Annotated in this window: 11 protein-coding genes; 3 read left to right on the top strand and 8 right to left on the bottom strand. The window is 62.5% G+C overall.

Annotation, left to right across the window (positions count from 1 at the left end):
- Window positions 1–17: 17 nt before the first annotated feature.
- From PQR08_RS10990 to PQR08_RS10955, 8 genes are all read right to left on the bottom strand, one after another.
- Window positions 18–422 carry a thioesterase family protein gene (locus PQR08_RS10990; protein WP_250486468.1) on the bottom strand — a complete coding sequence of 135 codons (405 nt, stop codon included), beginning with the start codon at window positions 420–422 and terminating at the stop codon, window positions 18–20.
- A 172-nt stretch (window positions 423–594) separates the two neighbouring features.
- Window positions 595–1,614: an alcohol dehydrogenase gene (locus PQR08_RS10985; protein ID WP_187606909.1), complete on the bottom strand. Its 1,020-nt coding sequence runs from the start codon at window positions 1,612–1,614 to the stop codon at window positions 595–597.
- Window positions 1,615–1,817: 203 nt separating this feature from the next.
- Entirely contained in the window at window positions 1,818–3,149 is a 1,332-nt protein-coding gene (locus PQR08_RS10980; protein WP_408161284.1) for an epoxide hydrolase family protein, read from the bottom strand.
- Window positions 3,150–3,345: 196 nt separating this feature from the next.
- Window positions 3,346–4,767, bottom strand: coding sequence for a purine-cytosine permease family protein (locus tag PQR08_RS10975; protein WP_250486466.1), 1,422 nt, complete (start codon window positions 4,765–4,767; stop codon window positions 3,346–3,348).
- 77 nt (window positions 4,768–4,844) lie between these two features.
- The gene (gene argE, locus PQR08_RS10970; protein WP_408161283.1) at window positions 4,845–6,008 is read right to left on the bottom strand and encodes an acetylornithine deacetylase; all 1,164 of its coding nucleotides are present in this window, start codon (window positions 6,006–6,008) and stop codon (window positions 4,845–4,847) included.
- Window positions 6,001–6,678, bottom strand: a complete 678-nt coding sequence (locus PQR08_RS10965) for a DUF1028 domain-containing protein (protein ID WP_250486464.1) — start codon at window positions 6,676–6,678, stop codon at window positions 6,001–6,003. Before PQR08_RS10965 ends, argE begins: the two co-directional genes overlap by 8 nt.
- Before the next feature lie 20 nt (window positions 6,679–6,698).
- Window positions 6,699–7,133: a RidA family protein gene (locus PQR08_RS10960; RefSeq protein WP_035500367.1), complete on the bottom strand. Its 435-nt coding sequence runs from the start codon at window positions 7,131–7,133 to the stop codon at window positions 6,699–6,701.
- A gap of 31 nt (window positions 7,134–7,164) precedes the next feature.
- Window positions 7,165–8,514: a flavin-containing monooxygenase gene (locus tag PQR08_RS10955; RefSeq protein ID WP_408161282.1), complete on the bottom strand. Its 1,350-nt coding sequence runs from the start codon at window positions 8,512–8,514 to the stop codon at window positions 7,165–7,167.
- A gap of 175 nt (window positions 8,515–8,689) precedes the next feature.
- Between PQR08_RS10955 and PQR08_RS10950 the strand changes: the two genes are divergently transcribed.
- The 3 genes from PQR08_RS10950 (at window position 8,690) to PQR08_RS10940 (ending at window position 12,130) form a co-directional block, all read left to right on the top strand.
- The gene (locus PQR08_RS10950; RefSeq protein WP_029672430.1) at window positions 8,690–9,616 is read left to right on the top strand and encodes a LysR family transcriptional regulator; all 927 of its coding nucleotides are present in this window, start codon (window positions 8,690–8,692) and stop codon (window positions 9,614–9,616) included.
- Between the two features lie 173 nt (window positions 9,617–9,789).
- Window positions 9,790–10,929 (top strand): SRPBCC family protein, encoded by a 1,140-nt coding sequence (locus tag PQR08_RS10945; RefSeq protein WP_250486462.1) that lies wholly within the window; start codon window positions 9,790–9,792, stop codon window positions 10,927–10,929.
- Between the two features lie 19 nt (window positions 10,930–10,948).
- A complete protein-coding gene (locus PQR08_RS10940) occupies window positions 10,949–12,130 on the top strand; it encodes an ABC transporter ATP-binding protein (RefSeq protein WP_238212394.1) in 1,182 nt (393 codons plus the stop codon).
- Window position 12,131 lies beyond the last annotated feature (1 nt).

Below are 12,131 nucleotides of genomic sequence, written 5' to 3'. Positions count from 1 at the left end.
CTCGTCGTGTGGATGCGTCATTCGGTGCGGCGGCGTTTCGCGGCGCGCGCTTCGATCGCGGATCGCTCGACGATGGCGCGCGCGTGGCTCGCCGTGCCGACCGGGCCACCGGCATCGGAAGCGACGATGTCGAACCAGTACAGCGCGCCTTCGAGATCGCGGAAAGTCGCGGTCGCGGAGACTTCGGCGCCGAGCGGCGTCGGCGCGAGATGATTGAGATGCGTCGTCACGCCGACGGACAGTTGCCCATCGCCGACGGCATCAAGCAGCGTTTCGGCGCATGCGCGCTCGATCAGCGACAGCAGCGCGGGCGTGGACAGCACGTCGGGATAGCGCTCGCCCGCGCCTTGCGCGTGAGCGGATGCGAGATCGGCGGATGTGACGGTGTGGGTGAGCGTGGCGGCTCGGCCTCGTTCGATCATGTGCGGCTCCGGGTTGTCTGGAGCGCAATCAACGCAAGGCGCGGGCCATATGCGTCAAAGCCCCGGCTGGCGGGGCTTTGCGGGTTTTGCGGATGCCGTGGACCGGCGTAGTGGAAAGATTCTTAACGTTGCGATTCGAAACGGTCGTCGGGTTGCTTTACGTTGATGCGCTTCACTTCCCCGGCGTCAACACCACCCTGAACCGCGCCTTGCCGCTCATCATCCGCGCGTACGCTTCGGCCGCGCGCGAGAGCGGGAACTCCTCGATCATCGGCTTCACGCCCGACAGCGCGCTGAATGCCAGCGTTTCCTGCGAATCCGCCGCCGTGCCGGACGGCCAGCCCTGCACCGAGTTGCGGCCCATGATGAACTGGGTGATCGGCACCTCGACCGGCTCTTCCGATATCCCGACCATGATCAGCTTGCCGTTGAGCCCCAGACCGCCGATGGCCGCGTTCATCGCCTTGCCGCTCGTGGCCGTCGCCAGAATGACGCGCGCGCCGCCGAGCGCCTTGAGCGCGTCGGCTACGTTCTGCGATTCGCTGTCGATGTAGTGATGCGCGCCGAGCTGCTTCGCGAGCGGCTCCTTGTCCTTGCCTCGCGCGATCGCCGCCGTCACGAAGCCCATCTTGCGCGCGAACTGCACGCCCAGATGACCGAGCCCGCCGATGCCGAGAATCGCGACGACATCGCCCGCGCGCGCCCCGCTGTTGCGCAGCGCATTGAAGGTGGTGATGCCCGCGCAAAGAAGCGGCGCGGCATCGACGTCGGAGAGATCGTCAGGCATGCGCGCGAGCGCTTCCTGCGGCGCGACCATATAGTCCGCGTAGCCGCCGTCGTAGCTGATGCCCGGCACCAGCGCGCGCTGGCAAAGCACGAAGTCGCCGTGACGGCAATGCTCGCAATGTCCGCAATGCCCGCCGTGCCAGCCCACGCCGATGCGCTGCCCCTTCTCCCATCCTTCGACGCCCGCGCCGAGCTTCTCGATCACGCCCGCGATCTCATGGCCCGGCACGCGCGGAAACTGAAGGCCGGGCCACAGACCCTCGACGGTCAGGGAATCGCTGTGGCAGATCCCGCAGGCCTGCACCTTGATCAACACGTGTCCGTCGGGCGGCTCGGGCACGTCGCGCTCGACGACTTCCAGCGGACCGTTCGCTTTCGCTACCTGCACTGCCTGCATCGTTGGCATCGCTTGCTCCTTGTCATGGGAGAAACACGCGCGGCGCGGCTGGCACGCCGCAATCGGATGACACGGCCCGGCAAAATCGCAATCCCGACCGCATCGTCGAGGAACGTCGGAGATTGCGATTGTGACAGGTCTCGCGCCGATGCATGCGCCGCGCGGCCAGACCAACGAAAGCACGCGATGCCGCGAAGGCATCGCGCATTGCCTTACGCCGAACGCAGCGAACGGAAGCTCGCACGAACCTCGTCCGAGAACGCTTGCGGCTGCTCCCACGCCGCGAAGTGCCCGCCTTTCGGCAGACGGTTGTAGTGAATCAGCTTCGGATACGCCTTCTCCGTCCAGCTTTTCGGCGCGGCATAGATCTCGTCCGGGAACACGCTCACCGCGACCGGAATCGCGATGTGCTTCGGCGCGAAGAAATTGAGCTTGTTCTCCCAGTACAGACGCGCCGAGGAAATCCCCGTGTTCGTGAACCAGTAGAGCGAGATGTTATCGATGATGTCGTCGCGCGAGAGTCCTTCGGTCTGCCCGTCGAACACGCGTGCGATAAGCGCCTGGCTCGCCGCGTCGTGATCGATCATCCATGCGGCGAGGCCGATCGGCGAATCCTCGATGGCGTACAGCGTCTGCGGCCGATTCGCCATTTCCTGCGCGTAACCGAGGCCGTGCTTGTAGAAGAAGTCGAGTTGCTCGAACGCGTGGGCCTCGTCCGCCGAAAGACCCGCGGGCGCGGGATCGCCGAACTTGAGCGCATGCGCGATATCGTCGGGAACCGTGGCCGGCATGTTGGTATGAATGCCGACGAGTTCCGGCGGCGCGATGAGCGCCATCTGCTCGGTCACCGCGTTGCCCCAGTCGCCGCCCTGCGCGACATAGCGCGTATAGCCGAGACGCTTCATCAACGCGATCCACGCGCGTGCGATGCGCTGCGGGTCCCAGCCGGTCGCCGCCGGCTTGCCGGAAAAACCGTAGCCGGGTAGCGACGGAATCACCACATCGAACGCGTCGGATGCCTGGCCGCCGTGTGCCGTCGGATTGGTCAGCGGATCGATGATCTTCAGTTGCTCGATGATCGATCCGGGCCAGCCATGCGTGACGATAACCGGCAACGCGTTCGCATGTTTCGAGCGAACGTGGATGAAGTGGATGTCGAGACCGTCGATCTCGGTGACGAAATTCGGCACCGCGTTCAGCCGCGCTTCGACCTTGCGCCAGTCGTAATCCGTCACCCAGTGGCGCGCGAGCTTTTGCATCGTCGCGAGTTGCACGCCTTGCGATGCATCGGTGACGGTTTCGCGCTCGGGCCAGCGCGTGGACTTGACGCGCCGCTTCAGATCGGCGATTTGCGCATCCGGCACATGCACGCGAAGCGGGCGAATGGCGGTCTGGTCGCCGCCCTTCACCTGCACGATTTCCGCGTTGCCTGGCGCCGGTTCGGCGAAGGCGAGGCTGCTCAATGCGCCTGCGGCGAGCGTCGCCGCCGCGATGCCGATGAAATGACGGCGCGACGGCGTTTCGAGAGAAATATCGTTCGACATACAAACCTCCTGGATACTTGAGCGAGGAGGGGCGATGCATGCCGACAAGCCTTATCGTCACCGCCTCGATGCGCCGCGAAGGGTTTTCGCAGCAGGTGACGCGATTATGTGCATATGCACATGACGCGTAAACGCAGGCGGACGTACAACACTTTTGTCGGGCGGGAAAAAGTCCCGCCCGGCATGGCTTCATTTGTTACCGCGACGCACCGGACGCCACCTGCGCGCCGTTCTGCCGACGCCGATAAACCGTATCGCGCGACGCAAGCCAGTAATAAACCGGCGACGTCAGCAGCAATCCGACGACCCATGACAGATCCGCGCCGTCAAGATACTTCGGCACCGGGCCCGCGTACATCGGCGTATTCATGAACGGAATCTGCACGGCGATGCCGATCGCGTAAGCAATCAGCGCCTGCGGATTGAAGCGTCCATAGATGCCGCCGTCCACCTGAAAGATCGACTGGATATCGTACTTGCCTTTGTGGATCACATAGAAGTCAATAAGATTGATCGCGGTCCACGGCACCAGCACGACGAGCAGCGCGAGCACGAGATCGACGAGATTCGCGACGAAGTTCGTCGATGCGCCAATCGCGAAGTAGCAGCACGCGACCAGAATCACGCCCGACAACACCGCGCGCGCCTTCGCCGTCGGAATCCAGCGATACGCGAAGGTTTGCAGCGACGTGATCGACGCGAGCACCGCGCCGTAGAGATTCAGCGCGTTGTGGCTGATCACGCTCAACAGGAACAACACGAGCATCGGCAGGCCGAGCGGTCCGGTGGCGAGCTTCACGGCATCCATCGCATCGGCGCCGGGCGGCACCGCCAGCACCGCGACCGCGCCGAACACGAACGCGAGCGTCGAGCCGATCGTGCAGCCGAGATACGTCGCCCAGAACGTCGATGCGACGCGCACGTTCGCCGGAAGGTAGCGCGAATAATCGGAGACGTAGGGCGCGAACGCGATCTGCCACAGCGCCGAGAGGGAAACGGTCGCGAGCCAGCCGGCGAAGTCGAAGCCGCCGCGCGTGAGGAAATCGTTCGTCGAGATATGCGTGAGGATGTAGCCGAAGCCGACGCAAATACCGATGCCGAGCACCCATGTCCCGATGCGGTTCAGGATATGAATGAACTTGTATCCGATGATGCCGATCAATCCCGATCCCACCGCGCCGATCACGATGCCGACAGGCACCGACACCGACGACTCGATCCCATGCAGCGATTTTCCCGCGAGCACGATATTCGACGCGAAGAAACCCACGTACATCACGCCTGCTATGACGGTCACGAGCAGCGCGCCCCACGAGCCGAACTGCGCGCGGCTCTGGATCATCTGCGGGATGCCCATTTGCGGCCCCTGCGCCGAATGCAGCGCCATCAGCACGCCGCCGACCGCCTGACCGACGATGATCGCGACGATGCCCCACAACAGGTTCAGATGAAAGATCTGCACGCCGAGCGCGCCGGTCACGATCGGCAGGGGCGCGATATTTCCGCCGAACCATAGCGTGAAGAGATCGCGCACCTTGCCGTGACGATCCTCGGGCGGCACGTAGCCGATGGTGTGCTTCTCGATCAGCGGAGCAGCATTGCGTTGCGCGTTAGTCAAAGTCGTCTCCTTAATGCGCGCGGCAAAGCGATGCCCTGACGCTCAGGGCGTCGGGGTCGCTTCAGGCGCTTGAGTAATCAGGCTATGGTCGAGAGATGGTCCGCGAGCCGTATCAGCATCGCGTCGCAATCGCGGAGTTGTTCGACGGTCACGAACTCGTCGGGCTTGTGTCCCTGATCCATGCTGCCGGGACCGCATACGACCGTCGGAATGCCGGCATGATCGAAGAGTCCGCCTTCCGTGCCGAACGCCACCGTGCCGAAATCCGATGAACCGCTCAGCAACGCGAGCAGACGCGCGGCTTCGCTGTCGGGCGGCGTCGCGAGTCCGGGATAGGCGGACAGCGCTTCGAGCGTGATGTCGGTGTCGGACTTCACGGCGCGCATCTTCGGCAGCAGTTCGGCTTGCGCGTATGTCTCTAAATCATCGGCAACCGTGCTGGCATCGAAGCCCGGCAGCGCGCGCACTTCGAAGTCGAATTCGCATTCCGCCGGCACGATATTGAGCGCGCGGCCGCCCTTGATCGTGCCCGTCTGCACGGTGGAATACGGAGGATCGAAACGCGCGTCGTGATGCTCGGGTTGCGCGAGCTTCTCGCCGATCTCTTCCAGACGATTGATGAGGCGTGCCGCGTACTGAATGGCATTGACGCCATACGGAGCGTATGCGGAATGACAAGGCGCGCCCTTCACCTGACATCGCATCGCGAGCTTGCCCTTGTGCCCGAGCACCGGTTTCAACGACGTCGGCTCGCCGATCAGACACAGCACGGGCTTGTGCGCGCGTTGCGCCAGTTGCGCGAGCATCGGCCGCACGCCGAGGCATCCGACTTCCTCGTCGTAGGAGAAGGCGAGATGCACCGGCAACCTCAGTTCGCGCTTCAGCAGCATCGGCACCGCGGCCAGCACCGACGCGAGAAAGCCCTTCATATCCGCTGCGCCGCGGCCATACAGGCGACCATCCTTCTCGGTGAGGCGGAATGCATCGACGGTCCACGGCTGGCCATCGACCGGCACCACATCCGTATGTCCCGACAGCACGATGCCGCCGCGATCGCGCGGTCCGATCGTCGCGAACAGATTCGCCTTCGTGCGCTCCGCGTTGTAGAACAGCTCGCTTTCGACGTCATGCTGCGCGAGGTAGTCACGAATAAATTCGATCAACTCGAGATTCGAATCGCGGCTGACGGTCGCGAAGCCGATCAGCCGTTCGAGCAGATCGCGGCTCGTCATGTCATTCATCGCCCGGCACTCCGTAGCTCGGCGCGGCGGTCGGATTCAATGCACGGGTCACGTAGTCCTGCATCTGCGGCTTGTACGCCTGCCAGAGACCATCGAGCTTGCCGATAGGATCTTCATCCGCCCAGTCCACGCGCAGATCGACGAGCGGCCAGCTTTGCTCGCCCGCGATCTTCAGCGCCGCCGAATGCACGGGGCCCGCTTCTCCGCCCGCTGCGATCGCCGCATGCATCGCGGCGAGAAGCCGGTCCGCGAGATGGCCGGAGGCGTTCTCGAACGCGGGAATCATCGCTTCGATCACGTGAACGCCCGCGAGCATGTTGCCCGCCGCGACGCATTGCGAACCCGCGACGGCGTGATATGTGCCGAGCGCCTGCTTGCCGCTGAAGAACGCGGTGCGGCCCTGCGCATCGACCACCGTCACTTGCCGATACTCACTCCATTCGTTCGCGGCCAGCGCCCGCTCCAGCGCCGCCGAGGGATCGAGCTTCGCGCTTTCCATGTGGTCGAGAATCTGCGAACCGAGCGCGGGCAGCGTGATGTTCTGCGTCGCGACCGCACCGACGCCCGCGCGCACCCACGGACAACGCGCACCCACCGCGATGCTCGATGAACTGATCGCGATGCCGAGTTGCCCTGTCTCTTCACATCGTCCGACGATAGAAAAAGTCATGTGCCCTCCTTTTGCGTCGCTCAGGCCTGAGGCGTCCATCCATCGGGAATGACGGCGATCACGTCGATCTCCATCAGCCATTCGGGCTGACCGAGCGCCACGACGGTGAGGCCCGTCGAAATCGGAAACACGCCCTTCAGCCACTTGCCGACTTCGCGATACACCGGCTCGCGATAGCGCACATCGGTGAGATAGGTCGTCGTCTTGACGATGTGCGAGAGATCGCTGCCCGCCTCTTCGAGCAATTGCTTCACGTTTTTCATCGCCTGCTCGGCCTGCGCGCGCGGGTCGCCGAGACCGATCAGATTGCCATCGAAATCCGTGCCGATCTGACCGCGCACATAAACGGTATTGCCCGCGCGCACGGCCTGGCAAAGATCGTTATCGAGCGTCTGATTCGGATACGTATCCTTGGTGTTGAACATGCGGATACGGGTATGCGTGGGTTGGCTCATCGAATGCACCTTGATACGGGATTGTTTGAAATCAGTTGACGCCCATCTCGCTGACCTTGTGCACGCGCGATTCGTCCGGTGCGGCCTCGACGCTTTCGACGCGCGTCTCGTCTTCGTGATGTTGCGGCGCGTCGTAATACGCGAGGTATTTGCGCTGCGTGACAATGTGATCGGCGATATGTTTCGCGTCGTGCCACACGCCCCAGATGAACGCGGAGCCACGACGCGACAGCCACGGCAAGCCGAGAAAATAGATGCCCGGCTCTTTCGCGACGCCGCGCTGATGTTTCGGCTTGCCTTTGTCGTCGAATGCATCGACTTGCAGCCAGGTGAAATCGACGGCATAACCTGTCGCCCAGATGATGGACGTCACGCCTTCCTTCGCCAGATCGAGCTCGAAAAGCGGATGCGTCATGCACTCCGGATCGCCGGGAATGTTGCGGGCTTCGGGCTCTTCGGGAAGATCGAGTCCGTTGCGTCTTGCATAGGCGTCGGCGGCATCGAGCAGCGACAGATAGTTCTCGTCGCCACGGCGGATGTTGTCCGCGAGATCGGCTTCGAACGTGACGCGGGTATCGTCGAATGATTTCGTCAGGCCGACGAGCGTGATGCCTTGATGCGCGAGACGCCTGAAGTCCACCGTATGACCGCCGCGCGCACCGCTCACCGCGATCGTCACGTGCTCGCGGCCAGGCTTCATCACTTCCGCGTCCCATTCGCCGAGCACACCGAGCCACCAGCAGAAGTCGCGTCCGCGATAGCCGCGCGGCGGACGATCGTGCGCGCCGACCGACAGATACACGCGGCGGCCCGCGCGCTGCAATTCATCGGCAATCTGCACGCCCGACGATCCCGCGCCCACGACCAGCACGCCGCCTTCGGGCAATTGCTGCGGATTGCGATAGTCGGCGGAATGGATCTGCGTGAGCGAAGCGCTCGTCGGCGCGATCGGCGGAATCACGGGGCGCTGGAACGGCCCTGTCGCCACGACGACGCGATTCGCTTCGATCGTTCCTTCAGATGTATCGACGGTAAAGCCCGGCCGACCTGCATTGCGCACGACCTTTTTCACTTCGACGCCCGTGCGAATGGGCGCATCGAACTTCTTCGCATAGTCGACGAAGTATTCCGCGACCTGCTCTTTCGATGCGAACGCGTTGGGATCGAAATTCGCGAATTCCAGATTAGGGAAACGATCGTGCCATGCGGGACCATTGGCGACGAGCGAATCCCATCGGCCCGTGCGCCAGCGCTCCGCGATGCGATCGCGTTCCAGCACGAGATGCGGCACGCCGAGCTTGCTCAGATGTTCGCTCATCGCGACGCCCGCTTGTCCTGCGCCGACCACGAGCGTGTCGATTGATTTCCTTTCCACTGTCATGGCTATGTCCTTCCGAAAGGCCGTTGTATCCGTGATGTCTTGGTGAAAATCTACGCGCCCCGTCCAAATCTGAAAAATATATTTAAAAAATGCATAGCATCGGATTTGGCTATGCAGTGAATTTTGAGCGCTTCACAATGCGGCCCATCGAAGCATGATCTCTGGAGCATCGTCGATGGAAATTCATCCCCTGCGCTACTCGCTGCGGCAGCTGCGCTACTTTGTCGTCACGGCGGAAGCGTTGTCGTTCACCGCGGCGGCGAAAAGACTGCATATTTCGCAGCCGTCGATATCGACCGCCCTCGCCGATCTCGAAGAATCTTTCGGCGTGCAGCTATTCATCCGACGTCACGCGAGCGGTCTGTCGCTCACGCAGGCGGGCCGCGATCTGCTCGGCCAAGCGCGCAATCTGCTGAAGATCGCGGAAGAACTGCAAATGGCCGCGAAGGAAATGGATGGCGGCATGACCGGCTCCATCGCGCTCGGCTGCCTCGTTTCGCTCGCGCCGCCGTTGATGCCGGGTCTCATCAGCCATTTCACGGCCGGGCACGCGGGCATTTCGTTTCGCACGGTCGAGGCGCATCAGGATGGTTTGCTGCGCGGTCTGCATGACGGTTCGCTCGATATCGCGCTGACCTATAGCCTGGACCTAACCGAAGACATCGCCTTCACGCCGCTGATTTCCTTGCCGCCGTATGCGATCCTGCCGAAGACGCATCGCCTTGCCCGGGCGCGCAAGGTATCGCTCGCCGACTTGCTGCCGGAGCCTTATGTGATGCTGGATCTGCCGCATAGCCGCGAGTATTTCGCCGCGCTCTTCGATGCGGTCGGCAGCCGCCCTGTGCCCGCCTTTCGTTCATCGCAGCCGGAGGTCGTGCGCGGCATGGTGGCGAACGGTCTCGGCTATAGCATCCTCAATTTTCCGCTCAAATCGAATCGCACGGTGGACGGCGAAGACTTCGTGATTAAGCGCTTCAAGGACAACGTCAACGCGACGACGCTGGGCATCGCGCAATCGCGCACGATGCGCCCGAGGCAGGTCGTGCATCGCTTCTCGTCCTTTTGCGAGACTTATATCCGGCGGCTGCATATCGATACATGATGCGCGCATCGAATGGAGAAGTTATCCGCGCTGCATAGGCAAAAGCTTTGCTTTGTATCCGAAAACAATATTTTGGCTGGCAATTTGGCTTGATAGATTGATGTCCATGTCGTGCGCAACGCCTTGAAACCTCGCGTTGGCGCGCTTCCACGGGAAGGCACATGGAGAGCCTCATGACAAGGACGATCGCGGTGCAAACGCTCATCGACCAGTTGCGGTCGAATTGCGAACGACCATTCAGCGATGCGCGCGCCATGCCGCCCGGTGTTTATACATCGCCCGAGTTTCTGTCGCTCGAAGAGAGTGAAATCTTCGCGCGCGAATGGCAGTGTGTCGGCCGCGCAAGCGCGTTGAAAGAGCCCGGCGACTATTTGACGGCGCAAATCGGCGAACAACCGATCGCCGTGTTGCGCGACGAGCAGATGCAGCTCAAGGCGATGTCGAACGTGTGCCTGCATCGCATGTCGGTGCTGCTCGAAGGGCGCGGCAACAAGCGCCGTATCGTGTGTCCGTATCACGCGTGGAGCTATGGGCTCGACGGCGAATTGAAGGGTGCGCCGCTCATGGACCGGCAAGAAGGCTTCTGCAAGGAAAGCTATACATTGCCCGCTATTCGCTGCGAGGAATGGCAAGGCTGGATCTATGTGACGCTCGATGAAAACGCGCCGCCCGTTCAAAAACAACTGGCCGAATTGAGCGAACTCATCGGCGCGTACGGCATGACGGACTACATCGAAACTTTCTATGAAGAGCACGTGTGGGACACGAACTGGAAAATCCTCGCGGAAAATTTCATGGAAAGCTATCACTTGCCGATGCTGCATCGCGCAACCGTAGGGCCGCATTCCAGACTCGAAGAAATGGAATGTCCGCCAGGCTATCCCGCGTTCAACTATCACTGGATCACGAAAGAAGCGAGCTTGCCGATCGGCAATGCGCATCCGGACAACACGCGCTTGTCGGGTCACTGGCGCAAGACGACCGCGCTGCTCGCGATCTACCCGACGCATCTCGTGACGCTCACGCCCGGCTACTTTTGGTATCTCGTGCTGCAACCGCGCGGCGTCGGGCAAGTGCATATCCGCTTCGGCGGCGGGCTTGCGCCTGAATTCATCGCCGATCCGGAAGCGAACGCGCACATGACGACATTGAAGAAGCTGCTCGACGAAGTGAACGCGGAAGACAGGCGCGGCGTGCAGGCAGTGTTTCGCGGCGTACATGCGCCGCTCGCAAAGCCCGGCAACCTGAGTCATCTCGAACGGCCCAATTACGACTTCGCGCGCTATATCGCGTCGAAGCTCGCACAGCACTGAAAGACAGGACGCGATCACGATGTCAGACCCTTCCTTCATCTCCTTCTCGGGCGTGAGCAAATCGTACGACGGCGCGCACTATGTCGTGGAGGACCTGAACCTCGACGTGCGCAAGGGAGAGTTTCTTTCGCTGCTCGGACCGTCGGGATCGGGCAAGACGACCACGCTCATGATGCTCGCGGGCTTCGAAACGCCGACGCAAGGCGAGATTCGCCTCGATGGCAGGCGTCTCGACGACAAGCCGCCGCATCAGCGCGACATCGGCATGGTGTTTCAGAACTACGCGCTCTTTCCGCATCTGACGATTGCGGAGAACGTCGCGTTTCCCCTTTCCGTGCGGCACGTGAGCCGCGCGGAGCAGAAGACGCGCGTCAAACGCGCGCTGGAGATGATCGAGCTGCCGCATCTCGCGAACCGGCGTCCCTCGCAACTTTCCGGCGGCCAGCAACAGCGCGTCGCGCTTGCACGCGCACTCGTGTTCGAGCCGAGCGTCGTGCTGATGGACGAGCCGCTCGGCGCGCTGGATAAACGCCTGCGCGAAACGATGCAATACGAAATCATGCGGCTGCATCGCGAGCTCTCGCTGACGATCGTCTACGTGACGCACGATCAGGCCGAAGCACTGACGATGTCCGACCGCGTCGCCGTCTTTTCCGATGGCCGCATCCAGCAGGCCGCCACGCCGAGCGAGCTTTACGAGAACGCGCAGAACGCATTTGTCGCGAACTTCGTCGGCGAGAACAACGGACTCACGGGGCACGTCACCAGCGTGAACGACGAATGGGCGACGCTCGCGCTGTCGGACGGCAGCGTCATTCGCGGGCGCTGCGAACACGGCCTGCGCGCCGGCGACGAAGCGATGCTCGCGTTGCGTCCCGAACGCGCGCATATTCCGGGCGCGGACGGCGCACAAGCCGACGAGCACAGCAACGTCGTGCGCGCCTGCGTCGAGGAACTCGTGTATTGCGGCGATCATCATCGCGTGCATCTGAAGCTGGGCTCGCGCGATTCTCTCGTCGTGAAAGTGCCCAACACGCAGCGTCATGCGTTGCCCGCAGCCGGCAGCACGATCGAAATTGCATGGCGTCACGACGACTGCAAGATTCTCGCGATGATGGCGCCGAAGAGCGCCCCCGCGATTGCCCCAACCACACCGCCGTCACCTTCCCTCATCTCGACCGCACCCGCAGGAGCCAACTGAC

The organism is Caballeronia jiangsuensis (genome assembly GCF_046030135.1).
GTDB classification, from domain to species: domain Bacteria; phylum Pseudomonadota; class Gammaproteobacteria; order Burkholderiales; family Burkholderiaceae; genus Caballeronia; species Caballeronia jiangsuensis.
Note: the sequence above shows the minus strand (reverse complement) of the source record. Positions and strands in the feature narration are given on the sequence as shown.

Coding starts and splice junctions, on each gene's coding strand:
- PQR08_RS10990 (WP_250486468.1), bottom strand. CDS start 422: ATGATCGAACGAGGCCGAGCCGCCACGCTCACCCACACCGTCACATCC.
- PQR08_RS10985 (WP_187606909.1), bottom strand. CDS start 1,614: ATGCCAACGATGCAGGCAGTGCAGGTAGCGAAAGCGAACGGTCCGCTG.
- PQR08_RS10980 (WP_408161284.1), bottom strand. CDS start 3,149: ATGTCGAACGATATTTCTCTCGAAACGCCGTCGCGCCGTCATTTCATC.
- argE (WP_408161283.1), bottom strand. CDS start 6,008: ATGAATGACATGACGAGCCGCGATCTGCTCGAACGGCTGATCGGCTTC.
- PQR08_RS10965 (WP_250486464.1), bottom strand. CDS start 6,678: ATGACTTTTTCTATCGTCGGACGATGTGAAGAGACAGGGCAACTCGGC.
- PQR08_RS10960 (WP_035500367.1), bottom strand. CDS start 7,133: ATGAGCCAACCCACGCATACCCGTATCCGCATGTTCAACACCAAGGAT.
- PQR08_RS10955 (WP_408161282.1), bottom strand. CDS start 8,514: ATGACAGTGGAAAGGAAATCAATCGACACGCTCGTGGTCGGCGCAGGA.
- PQR08_RS10950 (WP_029672430.1), top strand. CDS start 8,690: ATGGAAATTCATCCCCTGCGCTACTCGCTGCGGCAGCTGCGCTACTTT.
- PQR08_RS10945 (WP_250486462.1), top strand. CDS start 9,790: ATGACAAGGACGATCGCGGTGCAAACGCTCATCGACCAGTTGCGGTCG.
- PQR08_RS10940 (WP_238212394.1), top strand. CDS start 10,949: ATGTCAGACCCTTCCTTCATCTCCTTCTCGGGCGTGAGCAAATCGTAC.